General features: G+C 64.3%; 13 protein-coding genes. 7 read left to right on the top strand and 6 right to left on the bottom strand.

Annotation, left to right across the window (positions count from 1 at the left end):
• Positions 1 to 27: 27 nt before the first annotated feature.
• Complete coding sequence (locus P0D89_RS26060) at positions 28 to 510, bottom strand: Hcp family type VI secretion system effector (RefSeq protein ID WP_408360661.1); 483 nt, start codon at positions 508 to 510, stop codon at positions 28 to 30.
• A gap of 183 nt (positions 511 to 693) precedes the next feature.
• Between P0D89_RS26060 and P0D89_RS26055 the strand changes: the two genes are divergently transcribed.
• From P0D89_RS26055 to P0D89_RS26025, 7 genes are all read left to right on the top strand, one after another.
• On the top strand, positions 694 to 1,293 hold the full coding sequence (locus tag P0D89_RS26055) for a type VI secretion system tube protein Hcp (protein ID WP_408360659.1): 600 nt from the start codon (positions 694 to 696) through the stop codon (positions 1,291 to 1,293).
• A gap of 33 nt (positions 1,294 to 1,326) precedes the next feature.
• Entirely contained in the window at positions 1,327 to 1,833 is a 507-nt protein-coding gene (gene tssE / locus P0D89_RS26050; RefSeq protein ID WP_408360657.1) for a type VI secretion system baseplate subunit TssE, read from the top strand.
• Positions 1,834 to 1,851: 18 nt separating this feature from the next.
• Positions 1,852 to 3,738, top strand: a complete 1,887-nt coding sequence (tssF, locus tag P0D89_RS26045) for a type VI secretion system baseplate subunit TssF (RefSeq protein ID WP_408360655.1) — start codon at positions 1,852 to 1,854, stop codon at positions 3,736 to 3,738.
• Positions 3,714 to 4,847 carry a type VI secretion system baseplate subunit TssG gene (gene tssG / locus P0D89_RS26040; protein ID WP_408360653.1) on the top strand — a complete coding sequence of 378 codons (1,134 nt, stop codon included), beginning with the start codon at positions 3,714 to 3,716 and terminating at the stop codon, positions 4,845 to 4,847. Before tssF ends, tssG begins: the two co-directional genes overlap by 25 nt.
• Positions 4,848 to 4,952: 105 nt before the next feature.
• Positions 4,953 to 7,685 carry a type VI secretion system ATPase TssH gene (tssH, locus tag P0D89_RS26035; RefSeq protein WP_408360651.1) on the top strand — a complete coding sequence of 911 codons (2,733 nt, stop codon included), beginning with the start codon at positions 4,953 to 4,955 and terminating at the stop codon, positions 7,683 to 7,685.
• 26 nt (positions 7,686 to 7,711) lie between these two features.
• Entirely contained in the window at positions 7,712 to 9,178 is a 1,467-nt protein-coding gene (gene tagH / locus P0D89_RS26030; RefSeq protein ID WP_408360649.1) for a type VI secretion system-associated FHA domain protein TagH, read from the top strand.
• Between the two features lie 43 nt (positions 9,179 to 9,221).
• A complete protein-coding gene (locus tag P0D89_RS26025) occupies positions 9,222 to 10,001 on the top strand; it encodes a PP2C family protein-serine/threonine phosphatase (RefSeq protein WP_408360647.1) in 780 nt (259 codons plus the stop codon).
• 36 nt (positions 10,002 to 10,037) lie between these two features.
• Here P0D89_RS26025 and tssC read toward each other — a convergent pair whose 3' ends face one another.
• The 5 genes from tssC to P0D89_RS26000 form a co-directional block, all read right to left on the bottom strand.
• The gene (gene tssC, locus P0D89_RS26020; RefSeq protein ID WP_408360645.1) at positions 10,038 to 11,543 is read right to left on the bottom strand and encodes a type VI secretion system contractile sheath large subunit; all 1,506 of its coding nucleotides are present in this window, start codon (positions 11,541 to 11,543) and stop codon (positions 10,038 to 10,040) included.
• A gap of 42 nt (positions 11,544 to 11,585) precedes the next feature.
• The gene (gene tssB, locus P0D89_RS26015; RefSeq protein WP_408360643.1) at positions 11,586 to 12,095 is read right to left on the bottom strand and encodes a type VI secretion system contractile sheath small subunit; all 510 of its coding nucleotides are present in this window, start codon (positions 12,093 to 12,095) and stop codon (positions 11,586 to 11,588) included.
• Between the two features lie 94 nt (positions 12,096 to 12,189).
• Positions 12,190 to 13,245, bottom strand: coding sequence for a type VI secretion system protein TssA (tssA, locus tag P0D89_RS26010; RefSeq protein WP_408360641.1), 1,056 nt, complete (start codon positions 13,243 to 13,245; stop codon positions 12,190 to 12,192).
• Positions 13,246 to 13,260: 15 nt separating this feature from the next.
• On the bottom strand, positions 13,261 to 17,973 hold the full coding sequence (locus P0D89_RS26005; protein WP_408360639.1) for a two-partner secretion domain-containing protein: 4,713 nt from the start codon (positions 17,971 to 17,973) through the stop codon (positions 13,261 to 13,263).
• Positions 17,974 to 17,984: 11 nt separating this feature from the next.
• Positions 17,985 to 19,568: a ShlB/FhaC/HecB family hemolysin secretion/activation protein gene (locus tag P0D89_RS26000; protein ID WP_408360637.1), complete on the bottom strand. Its 1,584-nt coding sequence runs from the start codon at positions 19,566 to 19,568 to the stop codon at positions 17,985 to 17,987.
• Positions 19,569 to 19,602 lie beyond the last annotated feature (34 nt).

Genomic DNA, 19,602 nt, shown 5'->3' with positions numbered 1-19,602 from the left:
ATCTCCGGCGGCGGACCCGTGCCGCGTTCAGCGGATTTCCGTACTCTTGACGTTCCAGCCGAACTTGCTCGATGCACCCATGGCGCCCGCATCGTCCTGCGGCTTGTGTTCGAATTCGATGTCGTGGAAAGCCAGCGTCACGGTCTCGGACACACCTCCGCCCGTCACCGCGTTGTGCCTCACGGAAGTGACCATCACGCCCTTCAAGGCAACGGTGAGATATTCCTTCTGCCCCTCGCCCGCCTTGAAGACCGTCAGCTTGCCGCTAGCAATGTGTGTGCCCTTTGCGCAGCACATCGCCAGCGCCGTGGACGACGAGTCGTATTCATGAACGAAGATGAGCTCGTCCGGTGTCGCCTTGCCGACCGCGAGGCCGCTTGCCATTGTCGAACTGCTGGCGTTCTGAACGCCCCACTGCCACGACTGCACTTCGATTTGACCTTCTGCGCCCTTGTGTTTCGAATCGCCCTTGACCTTATCTAGTTGTAGATAACAATCGATCGTGCCCATGACTCGCTCCTCGTGATATGTCGATGACCTGGGGTCCCGTGGCGACGCTGCTAGGTAAACGAAACGCCAAGCACATTTTTGAAAGGGCGGGTTCTTCAAAATCGTATGCGGTCGACCGTCTTTGCATCGATACCGTTGGAATCGGCGAACGCAAGTGATCACCCCCAGGCGAGGAACGTGACGATGCCTAACCCCGATGCTTCGCCGCAGCAAGCCGGGAGCCGTCTGACGCTGGAATATCTGTACCAGCTCGACGCGCTCTCGCTCGTCTCGTCTGACGACATGTTTCTCCACATCATCCCGAAGCGCAGTAACACGCCCCTGAAGGGTGAGGCCCCGCCGCGCGGCGACTGGGAGACGCCGATGCAGATTCATGGCTGGCGCTGGGCTCAGGGCTACGACTCGTACCATCCCGGCCAGGCGCTCAATGCGAACGACATGCGCGTGACCGATCTCTCCGTGATCAAGGTGGTCGACGCGACATCGCCCGCTATCGCGAAGCTGTGCGCGCAGGCCGAACTGCTCGCGCTGGCGCATATCAAGTGCTTCAAGTCCGGTGGGCCGGCCAGCGCCGTGCAGATCGAATTCCTGTCGATGAAGCTTGAGGACGCCTATATCCGCAACTACCATGTCTACACGAGTGCCCGGCTCATGAGGGCGTGTGAAATTTTCGAGATATCGGCCCGGACGCTGACGATGACCTGCGCGCCGCAAACGATAACCGGCAGTCGCGGCGCGGAAGTGACCTTCGCGCTCGACGTAGCGGCACGGCGGGTGACATGATCGGGCCCGGCGCGGCGCATTCGAGGAGCGCTCATGGCTGAACCGAAAGCCACTGACCGTCTGCAACCGTCGCTACTCGACCGGCTGATCGACGACAACCCGCAGAGCCGTGTTGAGGAGGACGATGCGCGCTTCCTGACAAAACGGACTTTGCGCGCCGCCGTACTGCGGGACCTGTCCTGGCTCTTCAACACGACCAATCTCTCGGACGAGATTTCGATCGACCGCTATCCCGCCGCGTATGCATCCGTGGTGAATTTCGGCTTACCCAGCCTGTCGGGCGGCTTTGCGTCGACGGTCGACGCCGTCGCGCTCGAACAGGCGATCCGCGAAGCAATCGTGCTTTTCGAGCCGCGCATCGCGCCGGAGTCGATCGAAATCGAGCCCGTGCTCGACCGTCCGGTGCTCGACATGCACAACCAGATTGCACTCGTGATACGGGGGCTGTTGTGGGCTCAGCCAGCGCCGCTGGAATTCGCGCTGCGAACCCAGATCGACCTCGAGGAAGGCGGCATCACGTTGACCGAACTGCCACGCTGATTTCTCCGAACCCGCGATATGGATCCTCGCCTGCTCAAACACTACAACACCGAACTGGCGCACCTGCGCGAGATGGGCGTGGAATTCGCACAGCAGTTCCCGAAGATTGCGGCGCGCCTGGGCATCAACGACTTCAACGTCGCGGATCCGTATGTCGAGCGGCTGCTCGAAGGAACCGCATTTCTCGCAGCCCGTGTGCAATTGAAGCTCGAAGAAGAATTTCCGCGCTTCACACAGCATCTGACACAGATCGTGTTGCCGCAGTCGGCCTGTCCGACTCCGTCGATGTTGATCGCACGACTCGCTCCCGATCTCGGCAATCCCAATCTCGCCACGGGTTTCACGGTGCCGCGCCACACCGCACTGATCGCCAGCCAGACGTCAGGCGACGCGGTCCACTGCCAGTTCAGAACGAGCGCGGACTTGACCCTATGGCCGCTCGAACTGACGGAAGCGCGTTATCTGGCGCAGGTCACCGATCTGCCACTCGCGACCCTGCCAGGGACGCGCGCGCTCGCAAGACGCGTGAAGGGCGCGTTGCGCCTGCGTCTGTTGGCGGCAGAAGGACTAAGCTTTGACATGCTCAGTCTCGACAGCTTGCGCCTCTACTTTGCCGGCGGCGACGATACCCCCTGGAAACTCCTCGAATTCGTCAGCGGCAGCGCACTCGCGGTCGTGATTTCGACACCGCAGCGACCCGTATCGCGCGTCGACACGCTAGCGGGTGATGTTGTCACAAGTGCGGGCTTCGACGACGACGAAGCCCTGCTGCCCGTCACACCGAACGCGTTTCAGGGCTACCGGCTCCTGCACGAATATTTCGCCTTTGCCGAGCGCTTCCGCTTCGCCAGAATCGATGGCCTGTCGGCCGTGCTGCCCGCGTTTGCGTCGCGTGAAATCGAACTGACAATCCTGCTCGCGAGCGGCGACACGACGCTCGAACGCGTGGTCTCGCGCGAGCACCTGTTGCTCGACTGCGTGCCCGCGATCAATCTGTTTTCAAAACACGCGGACCGCGCGTTCGTGTCGGATAACGTCGCGGAGTTTCATGTGGTGCCGGACCGCACGCGCCCGCTCGACTTCGAGGTGCATACGATCACGGCCGTGTCGGGCTTTGGCGCTGGTGACGACAGCGAGCAGGTGTTTCATCCGTTCTATGGAGATTTTCTCGCTGACCGTCCCGAGGACGCTGCCTATTTCACGGTGCGCCGTGAGCCGCGTGTCGTGCCCGCCGAGCGCAAGCGAAGCGGCTATCGCACTGAATACGTGGGGAGCGAAGTATTCGTGTCGATCGTCGATCCGCGGGAGGCGCCGTACAGCGGTGACCTGCGGCAACTGTCCTTCGAAACGCTTTGCACCAATCGGGACTTGCCGCTGCTGATGCCGCACGGCGGCACGCAAAACGACTTCGCACTCGACATTGCGGCGCCCGTGACTTCGGTTCGCTGCGTCACCCGGCCCTCGCCGCCCGCCGCGCCATGTCTGGATTTTGGCCACAACTGGCGGCTGGTGGATCAGCTATCGCTGCACTACCTGTCGCTTTACGACGGCGATGCGCGCGAAGGCGCAGCCGCGCTGCGCTCGCTCCTGAGCTTGCACGTGCCCGGCAACGACGAAGTCAGCCGGCGGCAGATTGCAGGTGTCCTCTCGGTGCACGCGACGCCTGTGGTGCGGCGCTTGCCGATGCCCGGACCCATCGCGTTCGGGCGCGGTCTGCAGATCGAACTGAGCGCCGAGGATATGGCGTTTCAGGGCGGCAGCGCATACCTGCTCGGGTGCGTGCTCGACCGGTTTTTCGCGCGCTATGTATCGATCAACGCGTTCGTGCAGACGGTTCTGCGTACGACGACTCGCGGCGAGATCCTTCGCCTGCCCCCGCGATGCGGAATCCGTCAGACCTTCTGAGCGCAGCGGCCGACGAGCCGCCAGCCGCCGACGCCCCTGCGGACGACGCAGCCGGGCGGGCGCAAGCGCTCGATGCGCTTTTCGAGCGCGTGGCCGCCGCGCCACACGAATATGACTTTTTTCAGTTGATGCGCCGTGTCGAGGCGCTCACACCGCATCTGCCGCGTCTTGGCACGGCGTCGCGTCCAACGGAAGAACCGATCCGGCTCGCGCAGGACGTATCTCTCGCATTCGCGCCCGCACCGCTCGCCGCGCTGACACGAGCCAGCGGACGGGTTCAAACGAGCGCGCCGCGCCTTTCACAGCGCTTTTTCGGCCTGCTCGGACCGAACGGCCCATTGCCGCTGCATCTGACCGACTTCGCGCGCGAACGCATCATGCATCACGGCGACGCGGCATTTGCGCATCTGCTCGACATGCTCTTACACCGCTTTCTGCTGCTGTTCTACCGCGCCTCGTCTCTGGGACGTCCCGCGAACAGTCTCGATCGCCCCGGCGACCGCTTCACGTTCTATGTCGGCTCCCTGATCGGCTTCGCGGATGATGCCAGCCATCGGCGCGATGCTGCGTCCGATTTTGCAAGGCTCCACTTTGCTGGACTGATCAACATGCAGACGCGACCGCTCGAAGTGCTCGAAGCGATCACCGGCGCCGTGCTGCGGGTGCCGGTGCGTGTCGAACCGTTCTGCGGACACTGGATGACACTGGAACGTGCCGAACGGACCATCCTGCAGACACGCGGCACGCATGCGCAGCAGAACCGGACACGCTCGAGCATGGCGCGCCTGGGCAGCGGCGCCGTGCTCGGCGGACATATCTGGGACCGGCAGCACAAATTTCGTCTCGTGATCGGCCCGCTGTCGCTCGCGCAATATGAAGCGCTGCTGCCCGGCGGCGCGGCGCTTGCACCACTCGTTGCGCTGGTGCGGCAACATCTGAACCGCGAACTGGCATGGGACGCGAAGCTGATCCTGCAGGCGGGCGAGGTGCCGGCGTTCAGGCTGGGCCGCTACGGACGTCTCGGCTACTCCGCATGGCTCGCACAGCGCGGACGGCGCCACGACGCAGCCGACCTCGCGCTGGATGCGGATGGGCGCGTGCCGCTTTGACGTCCCGATTACCTCCCGCTTTCAAAAAAACCGCTCGCAAAGCCGTCTTACAAGACGACGGGACACCGCGGCGGCGCTCGTTCTCTGGTCAAAGGAGCTTTCACGATGGCGGAAATCAGTCGTGTCGCCTTGTTTGGCAAGCTCGACCCGCTCGGCTACAAGTCCGTCGAAAGCGCCACGGTGCTGTGCAAGCTGCGCGGCAACCCGTACGTCGAGCTGGAACACTGGCTCATGCAGATCGTGGAGACGCCCGGCTCCGATCTGCAACGGCTGATGACCCATTACAACATCGATGCTGCCGTGCTGGCGCGCGACATGACGGCGTCGCTCGATCGTCTGCCGCGCGGCGCGACCTCGATCTCCGATATCTCCGAGCACATCACCGACGCCATCGAGCGCGGCTGGGTCTACGGCACACTGATGTTCGGTGCAACGAAAGTGCGCACGGGCCACCTGATGGTCGGCATCCTCAAGACGCCCCGGCTTCGCAACAACCTGCTCGCCATCTCGCACCAGTTTGAACGCATCAAGCTCGAAGACCTTTCGGACAACTTCTCTACCATCCTGGCCGGCTCGGCGGAAGACACGGCGGACCAGAGCGGCGTCGCACCAGCGGAGCGCAGCACCGCGTACGAACCGGCGCCCGCGGCCATGGGCAAACAGGAGGCGCTCAGGAAGTATGCAACGGACCTCACCGACAATGCCCGCAACGGCAAGATCGACCCGATCAGCGGACGCGATGAGGAGATCCGCCAGATCGTCGATATCCTGATGCGGCGGCGGCAAAACAATCCGCTGCTTACCGGCGAGGCTGGCGTCGGCAAGACGGCGGTGGTCGAAGGATTCGCACAGCGTCTCGTGCGCGGCGACGTTCCGCCGTTGCTGCGCGGCGTCACGCTGTGGTCGCTCGATCTCGGCCTGCTACAGGCCGGCGCGAGCATGAAGGGCGAATTCGAACAGCGGCTGCGGCAAGTCGTCGAAGAGGTTCAGGCGAGTCCGTCACCGATCATTCTGTTTATCGACGAGATTCACACGCTGATCGGCGCGGGCGGCGCGGCAGGCACGGGCGACGCGGCCAATCTTCTCAAGCCCGCGCTCGCACGTGGCGACCTGCGCACGATTGGTGCAACCACCTGGGCCGAGTACAAGAAATACATCGAGAAGGACCCGGCGCTCACGCGGCGCTTTCAGGTGGTCCAGGTACATGAGCCCGACGAGGCGAAGGCCGTGCGCATGCTGCGCGGAGTAGCGGCCGTGCTGGAATCGCATCACCGGGTGCAGTTGCTCGATGAAGCCATCGAAGCGGCCGTGCGGCTCTCGCATCGCTACATTCCCGCGCGGCAATTGCCGGACAAGGCAGTCAGTCTGCTCGACACGGCCTGCGCACGCGTCGCGGTCAGCCAGCACGCAACGCCGCCGCAACTCGACGACTGCCGCCGCAGAATCGAAGGGCTCGATGTCGAGGCGGCCATCGTCGCGCGGGAAGCTAGCATGGGCGTCGATATCGGCGCGCGCGGGACGGCTGTCGCCGACGCGCTCGTGCGTGAACACGATGTGCTCGAAGGGCTGGAAGCACGCTGGAACGAGGAAAAGGGGGTGGTCGACGAGTTGCTGTCGGTGCGCGCTGCGCTGCGGGCAAGCGGTGAGCAGGTCGATTCCGCAGAGGCTGCCGCTGGCGAGACCGGAGAGACCAGCGATAGCACTGATGGCACCGATAGCAGCGCAACGGCCGCCCAGCAAACCACCGACCGTGCGTCGCTCCTCGCCCGCCTCGCTGACCTGAAAATCCGCCTTGCCGACCTTCAGGGGGAAGCCCCGCTGATCATGCCGACCGTCGACGCCGCCGTCGTCGCTTCGGTGGTCGCCGACTGGACCGGCATTCCTGTCGGCCGCATGGTCCGCAACGAAATGGCTGCGGTCCTGAATCTTGCCGACACACTCGATCGGCGCGTGATCGGCCAGCGCCACGCGCTCGACATGATCGCAAAGCGCATTCAGACCTCGCGCGCACGCCTCGACAACCCCGACAAGCCGATTGGCGTGTTCATGTTGTGCGGCACGTCGGGAGTAGGCAAGACGGAAACCGCGCTCGCGCTCGCCGAGGCGCTCTATGGCGGCGAGCAGAACGTCATCACCATCAACATGAGCGAGTTTCAGGAAGCCCATACCGTCTCGACCCTCAAGGGCGCGCCGCCGGGCTATGTCGGTTATGGAGAAGGCGGCGTGCTCACCGAGGCGGTGCGCCGCCGCCCGTACAGCGTCGTGCTTCTCGACGAGGTCGAAAAGGCCCATCCCGACGTGCACGAAATCTTTTTTCAGGTCTTCGACAAGGGCTGGATGGAAGACGGCGAAGGCCGCTATATCGACTTCAAAAACACGATCATCCTGCTCACGTCGAATGTCGGCTCAGAGGTCATCATGCGGATGTGCCGCGACCCGGCGAGTCCCCCCGCGCCCGCGGCACTTGCCGCCGCTTTGCGCGAGCCGCTTCTCGAGGTGTTCCCGGCCGCGCTCCTCGGCCGCGTTGTCACGGTGCCCTACTACCCGCTTTCCGACGCGATGATGGCGAACATCGTGCGCCTGCAGCTGGAGCGCATTCGCCGCCGCATCGCCGACAATCACGGTATCCCGTTCGAGTTCGACGACGCTGCGGTCAAGCTCATCGTGTCGCGCTGCACCGAGGCCGAATCAGGCGGCCGCGTGATCGATGCGCTGCTCACCAACACGGTACTGCCGCGCATCTCCACGGAATATCTGTCGAGGCTGACCGAGGGCGGCGCACTCACGCGCATCCGCCTGTCGACCACGGCGGACGACTTCCTCTACCAGTTTGACTGAGACGGGGCCGTACGGGAGTTCATCTGATGCTGACGCTCACGGTGACACGCTTCAATGGCCAGCCCCGGGCGCATCCGCCTTCGGCCACCTTCGACACGGCGGGCGGGACGATCGGCCGTGCGGATTCGAACCGCCTCGTGCTCGAGGACCCGGAACGCACGGTGTCGCGCGTGCACGCGCAGATCGTGTGGCGCGATGGTCAATACCGGCTGATCGATCGCGGCAGCAATCCGGCACTCGTGAACGGCACGGCGCTGGAGCCCGGGCAGGAAATCATCGTGAAAGACGGTGACGAAGTGCAGATTGGCGGCTACCAGTTGCGCTGCGCGGTGAATAGCGACGATGAGCCGACCGTGCCCACCATGCCGACGGACCTCAGCAACGATCCTTTCGCCGATATTTTCGGTGCGCCGTCGCAGGCCCCGCGCGCCGGGCACGACACAGCCGGACTGGACGATCTGCTCCGCCCGGCGAGCAGGCGCACCGAGCCGGACGTCCAGTCCGGCAAGCCATGCTCCGGCCTGCCTGAAGACTTCGATCTGGGCCTCGACGATCCCGCAGCGAACCGCTCGATTGATGATCTGTTCGACCTCGGTCCGGCCGCTGATCTCCCGTCTGACGACCACGGCAACCTAAGACGGACGCCGCCGTTCGGCGCCTCGCCGATCGACGATCCGCTCTGCGCGCCTAACACCGCTCAAGCGAGCGATCCGCTGGCGAGCCTGACTTCATCGGCGCGGCCCGACGCACCGCCGCCCACGCTGCCCGATCGCGGCTCCGAGCTGAGCAGCGCGTTTCCTCTGCCGCGGATGCGTCCGGAGTCGCGGGAAGAGCCGCGGCAACCGCCCAGCGCACCGCCCGCAGCAGTCGCGGAATCCCCGCCACGGCCGGCCGATGAGCGCGCGTTGCTCGACGCTTTGCTGCGCGGCCTCGACGCGCCCGGCGTCCATCTCGATTCACTCACGCCCGCCGTCATGCAACTGATCGGCGCGTTGCTGCGCGAGGCCACTCAAGGGACGCTCGACCTGCTCACCGCGCGCGCGACCACCAAGCGCGAAATGCGCACCGACGCGACCTTGATAGTCGCGACCGGCAACAACCCGCTCAAGTTCTCCCCGGACGTCGAAACAGCGCTCGCCCATCTGCTGAATCGTCCGTCACGAGGCTTCATGCCGGGCACCGAGGCCTTGTCGGACGCCTACGACGATCTGCGCGCGCACCAGGTCGGTTTTGTCGCGGGTATGCGCGCCGCGCTGGACGGCGTGTTCGAGCGCTTCGAACCGGCGAAAATCGAAGCGCGCCTTGTGCAACACTCGCTGCTCGACGCGTTACTGCCGCAGCTAAGCCGTCGCGCGCGCTGCTGGGATCTGTTTAACGACCTGTACAGCCAGCTTTCGCACGAAGCCGCCGACGACTTCCACGCGCTCTTCGGCAAGGCGTTCGTTGCGGCCTACGAGGCGCAGATCGACCGCCTGAAGCAAGGCAAGTCCTGAACCTGAATCACGTCCCGTCACGTCGCGCTCGCTGGAGGACATCGTGCAACTGCTAACCGCAAGCGTGAGCGAGGTGGGCGGTCGAAGCCGCAACGAGGACGCCTACGGCGAATGGCGGCGCGACCACCTGCTCGCCTGCGTGGTCGCCGATGGCGCGGGCGGACACGGTGGCGGCGATGCGGCGTCGCGTATCGTGGTCGACACGGTCTGCGCCGAACTCGATCGGGTCGCCGCTGCGGGTCTCGCGCTGAGCGCGCCGAACCTGATGCGGATCCTGCTGCGCGCGAACGACGCGATCGTCGACGCGCAGGAAACCGGCGGCGGACTCGAACACATGCGTTCGACGGCAGTGCTGCTCGCCATCGATGAGCATGCGCAGTCCGCCGCCTGGGCGCATTGCGGAGACAGCCGTCTCTACTGCTTCCGCAACGGCGCCACCCGGGTCCAGACCCAGGACCACAGCCTGGTGCAAAGCATGCTCGACGCGAAACTGCTGGAGAGCCAGGACGTGCGCCATCACCCCCGCCGCAACGTGCTGTTTGCGGCGCTCGGCACGGCCGATGATTTGCCGATCGCGGTTTCCAGCGAGCCTTTCCCGCTCGCCGATGGAGATGCGTTCCTGCTTTGCACGGACGGCTTCTGGGAGTATGTGGACGAAGCTGCGATGATCGACGCGATCGGTCGCGCAGCCTCACCGTCGGCATGGCTCGAACGGCTGGCAGCACGGGTCACGGACAACGCCCGCCCAGGACACGACAACTTTACCGCGACGGCGGTGTGGATCGGCGAGCCGCCACAGACGACGATCCTGCGCACGCGTTGACGCGTCGTCGCAGCGGCGCCGCTGACGCGAATTGCGTCAGGCGGCCGCCTTCGCGGACGGCAATCGCGACACGAGCCGCAGCGATACCGTCAACCCTTCGAGCTGATAGTGCGGGCGCAGATAGAAAGTCGAGGTGTAGTATCCCGGCGCGCCCTCCACTTCCTGTACCTTCACCTCCGCTGCCGCGAGCGGCTTTTGCGACTTGGTGATCTCTGACGAGTTGGCGGGATCGCCGTCGACGTACTGCGTGATCCAGCGGTTCAGCCAGCTTTCCATATCGGAGCGCTCCTTAAACGTGCCGATCTTGTCGCGCACGATGCACTTCAGGTAATGCGCAAAGCGGTTGCACGCGAACAGATACGGCAACCGTGCCGCGAGCGCCGCGTTCGCGGTGGCGTCGGGGTCCTCGTATTCGAAGGGCTTTTGCAGCGATTGCGCACCGATAAAGGCCGCGAAATCCGAATTCTTGCGGTGAATGAGCGGCATGAAACCATTCTTCGCCAGTTCGGCCTCGCGACGATCGGAAATCGCGATCTCGGTCGGGCATTTCATGTCGACGCCGCCGTCGTCGGTCGGAAAGGTGTGCACCGGTAGCCCCTCGACCGAGCCGCCCGACTCCACCCCACGAATCCGCGAGCACCAGCCGTAGAGCTTGAACGAACGGTTGATATTGACCGCCATCGCATACGCCGCATTCGCCCACGCATACTTGCTGTGATCCGCCGAGCCCGTGTCTTCCTCGAAATCGAATTCATCGACGGGCGCCGTGCGCGCGCCGTAAGGCACCCGCGCGAGAAAGCGCGGCATTGCAAGGCCAAGGTAACGCGCGTCTTCCGCTTCACGCAGCGAACGCCAGCTTGCATATTCCGGCGTGCCGAAGATCTTGGTCAGATCGCGCGGATTAGCCAGTTCCTGCCACGAATCCATCTGCAGAAGGCTCGGGTCGGCTGCGGCAATAAACGGCGCGTGCGCCGCCGCCGCAATCTTGGATATTTCGCCGAGCAATTCGACATCGGGTGGAGTCTGATTGAAGTAATAGTCGCCGACCATCGCGCCAATCGGTTCGCCGCCGAACTGGCCGTATTCCTCTTCGTACACGCGCTTGAAAAGCGGGCTCTGGTCCCACGCGACGCCCTTGAAACGCTTGAGCGTCTTGCCCAGATCCTTCTTCGAGATGTTCATCACGCGGATCTTGAGCATCTCGTCAGTTTCGGTGTTGTTGATCAGGTAGTGCAAGCCGCGCCAGGAGCCTTCGAGTTTCTGGAAGTCAGCATGATGCAGGATCTCGTTGACCTGTCCGGTGAGCTTCGCGTCGATTTCGGCAATCATGCTCTGGATCGTACGGATCGCATCGCCGGAAATCAGCTGGCTTTTCGACAGGGCCTGCTGTGCGAGCGTCTGTACCGCGGTTTGCACGGCGTTCATCGCCTCGTCGCTCTTGGGGCGAAATTCCTTGTTCAGGAGTGCGGCGAGATCGCTGCCTTCGAGCGTCGTGCCCTTCTGCTCAGCCGGCGTTTCGGTGGACTTCGGAATATCAGACATGTTCGTTTCCCTTTAGTGGGACACCACCGGCGAAGCCGCGGCTCATTCGGCCGAAGCTGCCGGTTTTTGCGCAGTGCTAGCGAGCGTCTGCAGCAGTGCCGGGTCTTCGAGCACGCGCGCGATCAACTCTTCTGCGCCCGTCTTGCCGTCCATGTAGGTGACCAGGTTGGCCAGTTGCGTGCGCGCTTCGAGCAGCCTGTTCAGCGCATCGACCTTGCGGGCGACGGCCGCGGGCGAAAAATCGTCCATGTTCTCGAAGGTGATGTCGACGCTGAGATTGCCCTCGCCGGTCAACGTGTTCGGCACCTGGAAAGCGACGCGCGGGTTCATCGCCTTCATCCGGCTGTCGAAATTGTCGATGTCGATTTCCTGGAATTTGCGCTCGCCGACCGGCGGCAACGGCTCGGCGGGTTTGCCTGACAGATCGGCCAGCACGGCCATGACGAACGGCAGCTGGATCTTGCGCTCGCTGCCGTAAGTCTCGACGTCGTATTCGATCTGTACGCGCGGCGCCCGGTTGCGGCCGATGAACTTCTGACTGCTCGTTGCCATAACCCCTCCCTGCGTGTTCGAGACTCACCTTTCTAAGACGATTGGGCGGCCGTCGATTGAAAAATAACGGCGCACGGACCTGCTTCTGCGTGCGTCATCCGGGCTCCTTGCCCACGATCTGTTGGATCTGTGGGAGGCTCTCCGGCGCGAGGTCTTGCATGATCGCGATGAAATCCTTGCTCATCAGCGCCCGTGCCCGCCGGATGAGCAGCGGCGCCGGATTGGTCGGCTCGGTACGTTCGAGGAACGCGCATACAGCGTCCAGCATCGCAATGGCATCCTCGCGCGTCGCCAGTCGGCCTGGACCTTGGGCGCGCGGCAATTCCGCCACGCCGGCTGACAACGTGCCGGCAGCGTCTACGGCAACGGGCTGCGGATTCTCGCCGGATTGCGCGGCAGCGATGCTGTCGACCGCCACGGAACGGCACACGCTCGCGATGTTCTGTGCGGCACCCATCATCATGGTGATGCCCGGCGCGTCCTGGGCGCCAAAGCATGCGCTCATCCGGTTGGCCAGATTCTCGACAGTTTCGGGTAAGGCCAGTGCGTCCGCGAGCGCCGCCGGTTCGTCCTTGATCACCTTGGCCAGCACGCCCTGAACGGTCTGAAGCGTCAGTGTCGACTCGCCTTCGGGCGCGGCCAGCTTGCCCGTCGCGATCAGGATGTCGCGTACCGTGAGCCGGTCGCCCGGTACACGGCAGACTTCGGCCACGCGCAGATCGTGAAGGAGCGTCGAGTGATCGTCGAACGGTGTAAAGGGGTCCCCCAGCGCCGCGAGCGCGGTCGCCCGTAGGGCGGCGGGGCTGTCGGCATCTTCGGCGTCGAGCGGCGGATAGAGGTTCTCCCAGTAACGTTCGTGCATGCCGAGGAGCACGCGCAGCCCCGCGTGAAAGCCGCCGAGTCCGGCCACCCGCGAGGCGGCCCGAGTGTAAATGAGCGCAACGCGCAGATCCTTCGACTGGTCGAGCAGCGCCGCGGCGCGCTCCATGATGTCGCGCCAGGGCGGCTCCTCGTCCGTGTCCTGGAACTGCCGCTTCGGCTTGTCGCTTGCAAGCGCTTCGAGTTCGAGGAATTCGGCGTCGTATTCCAGATCGACGCCGCACGGCGGCATCGATCGGGTTTCGGCGAGCAAGGGTTCTACGTCGAGCATTGACCGTCTCCGCCGCTAGAATTCGTCGCAGCCGTGCTGGCCATTGACGACGAGGCAACTGTTCAGATTCGGCCGCGAGCGCACCCGCTTCCATTCGACCGCCAGCTTGTCGGCCGCGCCTTCGGGCTGCTGGAGGGCCAGAATCGGTTCGTTCGAACCGACGCAGACATGGATGCCGCCCAGATTGCTTTCATAGACGAAGCTCTGCTCCTGCGCCGTAAAGAGCGGCTGCAGGCCCGTACGGTCGAAGACCTGCCCGTTGACCGGAAGTGGCGTGACCGTCAGCGTGCCGGGTACGATCGCCAGGTTGTAGCCGACCAGCGAAGCGAATGTGCCGGTGACCGGATACTGCCCGACCGGTGAGCCCGAGTTTGCCGGCGTGCCGAGCGACCCGGCCTGGACAACCCCGCCTGCCGTATCGCCGTTGATCAGACCTGTCACCGTGAACGTGAACGCAGGATTGCCGGTTCCGTAGACACGGCTGCTGTTGCCGATGGTGATCGAGAGCGTCGGCTGCGCGACATAGACAAAATGGTTGCTGTCGAGCGGCACGGTGCCGCCCCAGCTGCAGATTCCCGGGTAAATGCAGCCATAGAAGTTCGGCCTCGCGCCGCCCGGATCCAGGCCGCCGCGCGTCTCGCCCTGCCAGCTTGCTTCCCAGACATGCCAGGCATTGCCTGCGGTAAGGCGGCCGCCGCCCGCGTTGTCGAACTCGCCGTTTTCCATCACGAGGTCGATCGTGCGGCCCGCATTCACGCTCGTTGACGTACCCGGAACGCCTAGCGATATCGCGCCGTTCGACGAGGTCGCCTGGAGACTGCCGCTTAGCGAGGAGTTCGTGCCATCGATGGTCGTCACCGTCCCTGTGGCCGAATCATAGGTTTGCGCAGTCAATGGTCCAATGTCGAAACTACCCGGATTCGAGAAGGTCACGTTTTGCGCACCGACTATGGCTAGCCTGCCGACGTCGTTGCCTGGATCGCTCAGCGTGAAATTCGTGTTTCCGGCGAGCAGCAGACCGGCTGCCTGGATGCCGTTCGGGTCGGTCACAGCGCCTGCCGAAGACAGCGCCAAGGTATGACCAGGCATCGAGACGCCAAATGGCAGTGCGATGCCCAGGCTTCCTGCCCCCGGATTGGCGAGCGTCAGATTGCTCACGACCGTCGGCCGTTGCGGCTGCGCGCACGACGCGGCGTTGCCCGCGCATGTGCCCTCGACCGTGATCGGGCCGATCTGCGTCGTCGAGCCGAGCACGAGCGTTCCCAGCGTGGGGGCGATTGTTTGATACGTTGCCGGGTCGATGTTGAGTCCCGCGGTTGTGCTGGGTCCGAACAGCGTGATCGGCACGCTGTTTTGTGGGGTCACGGCGAAGTTCGGGTCGACCAAAGCCGGCGCGAACACCACCACGCCGCCCGGTGCCCGGATCGACGAGGCAGGATCGATGGAAATCGACGACGAGTTCGTGCTGCCGCTTGCGGCCCGCAGGATGATCGTGCCGCCAGGGTCAGTCGAGACAGTCGTGCCGATGAGCTCAAACCCCGCGGCCGTCGACGGAGTCGAGCCCGTGATGGAGACGCCGCTCGGTGCGCCGCTCGCGGAAATCTGAGCGCCGTCGACCGATACGCCGGACGAGAACTGGATCTGATCGACGCTCGAACCCGATAGGCCGACGCCATTCGTGACACCGCGTATGTCGACGATGCCGTTGTGCGCGGACACGGTGACCGGAATTTCCGGTCCCGCGATAATCGACACGCCCTCATCGCCGTTACCGCTGCCGAAGATCCGCGCGTCGCCCTGTCTTGCGTCAATGGTCACGGGCCCGGATATCGCCACGCCAAAGCCAAAGACATTGGCTGGCGACGCGGAACCTTCGATGGTCAGCTGGTTGGCGGCGAGCGTCACCGAGCTGCCGCCGCCAATGTCGATGCCGTCTCCGATCCGTGCGCCGTCCCCCGATGCTGACGTGGCGGGCACCGTGCCAACGATGGAGAGATTGGTGCCCGCGGAAATTGTCGCCGGTCCGTCGATCACGACGCCGTTGCCATCGAACTGGCCGACTGTCGTCGTGGAACTGGCCGCCGTGCCGTTGATGCCGATCGAACTGGACGATGACGTGATCGTCGTCGTGGCGGAAAGGTCGATACCATCGCCGCTGAGCTGATTAACCGTCCCTGTCGCAGTAGCCCCGGAGCCTTGCATGCTTATCTGGCCCGAGGTCGAGGCGATCGTCGTGGTTCCGTCGATCGCGATCCCGTTGGTCGCGAGCAGATTGACAGCTGTAGTGGAAGTCGCGCCCGCGCCCCGGATGGTAATCGCGCCCGAGCCGGTGTCGATCGACGCCGGGCCGGTGATCCCAACGGCGTTGCCGGCGACGGTTCCCATGGGGTTCGTGAACGTGCCCGTAGAGGAACTGGCCGTGCCCGAGATAGTGATCGCGCCCGCGCCCGAGAAGATCGTCGACGCCCCCGAGATGTTGACGCCGTCGCCCACCACCGACGTGTTAGCGGGATTATTCGTGGGAGCACCGGTCGAGGTGGCCGCTGTACCCTGGACCGTGATCGGACCCGATGTCGAGGCGATCGTCGAGCCGAGGCCCGTGGCGCCATCACCGATCGTCGTGGCGCCGATGACCACGCCGTTCCCCTGCGTTCGTGTGGCGCCGCTCACCACTGGGCCTGACCCGACAATGCTGATGGCGCCGGTCGTCGTCATGATGGTCGTTCCGAGAATGTCGACGCCATCACCGTTGGCAATGAAATCTGAATTCGGACTCGTCACACCTGCGCCCTGAATCGTCACGCGGCCGCTCGCGGCCGTGGTGTCAGGTCCCGACTGTGGCGGCGGTGTCCGTACACGCGTATCGATACTGACATCCGTGAGCACGACGGGCGGACTTGCTTGTCCGGAGGCGAGCGGCGTTCCAATCTGGATGTCGCCGCCATTGGTCCACAACTCGACGGGCTCGGTGTCGCTCAGACCCCTCACCGTAATACTGGCAGATTGCTGGGTTTGCACGCCTTTCGCTGCCAGAATGATGTTCAGCGGACCGGGTGTAAGCGTGGCGGACGGCTGATCGGTGATCGAAGGAATCGCCTGGTCTCTCGTACCGTCCATTACGATCGAGCCGCTGGCCTCCAGCGTGAGCGTTACCGCGGCGGCCCCCGTCGTCTTCTCGATCGGCCCCTCCAGAGTGATGGTGCCGAGATCGGATCCGCTCGGCGTAGTCTGCAAGGTTGAAATGGTGACATTGACACCACGGTTGAGCGCGTCACTGATGGCTCCGGTCGTGATCTGCGTCTGTGCCGCGCTCGAAGTGAACATGCCGTTGAATGGCGTGACGGGTACGGTCGCGTCGTCGGTAATCAGGACGTCAAACGGATCGAGTTTCCACGTCCCCGCCAAACCCATCAGCGCCGAAGCATCGATCTGCGCTCCTGCTGTATCGAGGTAATGGCCCGACGTTTCGATCATGCCGCCGTTGCCGCCTTGCGGGCCGCCCACCGCGGACAGCGTGCCGTAAATCCGTGCCGTGTCCGAACCATACGCGACAAGCTGCCCGCCCGGCCCGCTCACGAGCGCGTCCGCGCGCATCTGCGCGGCCGGATCCATCCAGATCGCCCGGGCGTCGCGAATGTCCGTGTCCGCGCCAGCTGGACCGCCGCCGAAGCGCACCCTGCCGCCGCCCGTCGCGCCGCTCGCGTCGACGAGCGCGCCTTTCAACAGCGCGACGTCGCGCCCGGTCACATCGATTTGCCCGCCCGTCAGCCCCGCGCCACCCGTCGCGTCCAGCACGCCCGACACCTGCGTCACGCCAAGCGGCCCGCCGTCCAGAACGATGCGCCCGTTGCGCTCCGCGACACTCTGCGCGCGCACCATCCCTTGCTGATTGAGCACGGTGCCAGCGAGCGCATCCGCGCTTTGAACCGACATCAGGACCTGGCCGCCGTCGGCGGCGAGCGTGCCCGAATTGTCAATCAGCGCTTGCGCCGCCGGGCCGTTGATCTTCAGCAGCGTGAGGCCGTCGCCGGCGAAATCGAGCGTGATATCGCCACCTGCTCCCAGCGCGACTGTGCCGAGTTTCGCACTGACCGTGCCGCTGTTATTGACTTGCGCGCCGAGCATCGCAACTGTTCCGCCAGCTGCCGCCTGGATCGAGCCTTGATTGACGACACTGCCGCCCGGTTGCCCCGGCACCGCGACAAAATGATAGTTGCCCGCGAGAAAATCCTTATCGGAAATACCGAGCGTCGACGCCACCAGCGATCCGACATTGACGGACGCCCCCGGCGAGAACAGTACGCCCGCCGGATTCACGAGAAACACTTTGCCGTTTGCGTTCAGCTTGCCCGCGATCACACTCGCGTTGCTGCCCAGCACTCGATTGAGCATCACCGCATTCGCATTCGGCTGCTGGATATTGACCGTCTCGTTGCCACCAATCGAAAACGCTTGCCAGTTGACAATCGCATTGCCCGAGGTCTGCTTGATCGGCAGTGTGTTGTTTGCCGCCGCTCCGATTGCGACGTTACCGTTCACGACCTGCCCACCCACCGGCAGCGCTACCGCCTCGGGCGTGATCAGGAAGATCATCAGTGGCAAAAGCGGCATGACGAACTGCTCGCGAGCCGCCATGCTCTCGCGCCGGGCCAGCTTTCCCTGTTTGCGGCGCGCACGCTCTGCGGCCCGGCGACGTTGCCGGGCCGGGACGCAGGAAGTGTCGTTCATGTCAGGCTCCTTCAGAACGCCTTCGACAACTGCACATAGAGGCGCGGCAGCTTGTCGTTGCCGGTCGTATCGGGGCGTGTTGTGCGCCAGGCGAGGCTTGCGTCGACGGTAATGCCCGCCGGTCCGCTCCAGAAGAGTCCGAGGCCCGGCCCGCTGCGCGTCGTGGTATTGGCGCCCTGGCCGGGAATCGGGCGCGCGTTGTAGCGCCCTACGCCAATATCGAAGAACACGGAAAGCGTGAGCGCTGGAATCACCGCGTAGCGATACGACACGGTGCCGATCAATGCTTCGTCGACGATTGCTTCCGAGGGCGAGTAAGCGCGCACCGCATGTGGACCACCGAGCGCAATCTGCGAAGAACTGTCGAGGTTCTGATTGGCCCACTGCCCCGAGATGCCGATGAACACGCTCGATTTCTCCGTCACGGCATTCAGACGGTTCGCGAGCATCGTCATGCGTACGCTATTGCCCTGGGTGTTGCGCCCGCCTGGCCCCTCGTCCAGCGCGCGGCCTAAAGCCGAGTCGATATTCAGATGCCCAAACGAGAGTTCCACGTCCGCGCTGTTGAATCCCCCGCCGAGGAATGCATCGCGGCTTTCGTAGGACAGCCCGACACTCGCGAGCGAGAGTTTCTGCGGATTCTCAAAGCTTGCGACGCCAATCTTGTCATTGAGCGAACGATATTCAAGTGCACCACGCAGCAGCAGGTTTTCGCTTCGCGATCGGATCAGAGGGTGCGAGATCGAGGCGGTGACGACATCGGCGTTGCCTTGCGCATTGAGCGCCGCAAACTCCTGACCGAGGTAGTAGTACAGATGTGAATACGCGATGCCCGCCCGAGTGCCGTTGCTGTCGATAGGGGTGTCATAGCCGATGCGTCCGTAAAGCGTATCGCTGCGTTGGGCGGCCAGCAGGTTCACGTCGAGGTTATCCCCGTTCATCAGCGGCGACGCGAACCGCCCGACAAGACCGATCCGCCCGCTGCCGGCTGGCGGCGCGCCATAGTTGTCCACCGCCATACCAAGCTCCCAGCGTCTTGCGGGCGAGAGATCGACTGTCAGATCGACCGTGCCAGGCACGCTGCCGGCTTCGAGCGCGGAGGTCACACGCACGCCAGGCAGGTCCGACAACAGGAGCATCGTGCGTTCAAGGTCGCGCTGCAGTAGCGGCTTGCCCGGCTGGATTGCCGCGAGCCGCGCTTGCACGAGGCTCTCGCGAATCGGCGTGCCGGGTGCCAGATTGAGGTGCACGCGGCCAATCTTGCCTTCGAGCACGGTGAACGTCACGTCGCCGTTGGTCACGTCCTGGGGCGGAATCACGACCTGCGCTAGCGCATAACCGCGATCGTGATAGGCCTGAGCCATGCTCGCTGCCATTGCGTTCAGGTCATTGAGGGAGACTTGCTGGCCTATCTTGCCGCGCACGAGCGCCAGCAAGGTGTCGGAGGACAGCGTATCGTTGCCCGCCAGACGGACGCTGTGCAACTCGAAGGTCTTGCCATCGGGTACCGGCGCCGCCGCTGCCGGCGGTGCGGGCAGTGCGCCCGAAGTGCCGGTCGGCGGCGCCGACGGCTCCGGGCGCGCCTGTTGGTTCAACAGCGTTCCGGCGTTCGGAACCTGTTGCGTGCCG

It is taken from the genome of Paraburkholderia sp. RL18-085-BIA-A, assembly GCF_046027075.1.
GTDB lineage: Bacteria > Pseudomonadota > Gammaproteobacteria > Burkholderiales > Burkholderiaceae > Paraburkholderia.
Note: the sequence above shows the minus strand (reverse complement) of the source record. Positions and strands in the feature narration are given on the sequence as shown.

Excerpts from the sequence above, each read along its gene's own strand:
- P0D89_RS26060 (WP_408360661.1), bottom strand. The coding sequence starts at position 510 with ATGGGCACGATCGATTGTTATCTACAACTAGATAAGGTCAAGGGCGAT.
- P0D89_RS26055 (WP_408360659.1), top strand. The coding sequence starts at position 694 with ATGCCTAACCCCGATGCTTCGCCGCAGCAAGCCGGGAGCCGTCTGACG.
- tssE (WP_408360657.1), top strand. The coding sequence starts at position 1,327 with ATGGCTGAACCGAAAGCCACTGACCGTCTGCAACCGTCGCTACTCGAC.
- tssF (WP_408360655.1), top strand. The coding sequence starts at position 1,852 with ATGGATCCTCGCCTGCTCAAACACTACAACACCGAACTGGCGCACCTG.
- tssG (WP_408360653.1), top strand. The coding sequence starts at position 3,714 with ATGCGGAATCCGTCAGACCTTCTGAGCGCAGCGGCCGACGAGCCGCCA.
- tssH (WP_408360651.1), top strand. The coding sequence starts at position 4,953 with ATGGCGGAAATCAGTCGTGTCGCCTTGTTTGGCAAGCTCGACCCGCTC.
- tagH (WP_408360649.1), top strand. The coding sequence starts at position 7,712 with ATGCTGACGCTCACGGTGACACGCTTCAATGGCCAGCCCCGGGCGCAT.
- tssC (WP_408360645.1), bottom strand. The coding sequence starts at position 11,543 with ATGTCTGATATTCCGAAGTCCACCGAAACGCCGGCTGAGCAGAAGGGC.
- tssB (WP_408360643.1), bottom strand. The coding sequence starts at position 12,095 with ATGGCAACGAGCAGTCAGAAGTTCATCGGCCGCAACCGGGCGCCGCGC.
- tssA (WP_408360641.1), bottom strand. The coding sequence starts at position 13,245 with ATGCTCGACGTAGAACCCTTGCTCGCCGAAACCCGATCGATGCCGCCG.
- P0D89_RS26005 (WP_408360639.1), bottom strand. The coding sequence starts at position 17,973 with ATGAACGACACTTCCTGCGTCCCGGCCCGGCAACGTCGCCGGGCCGCA.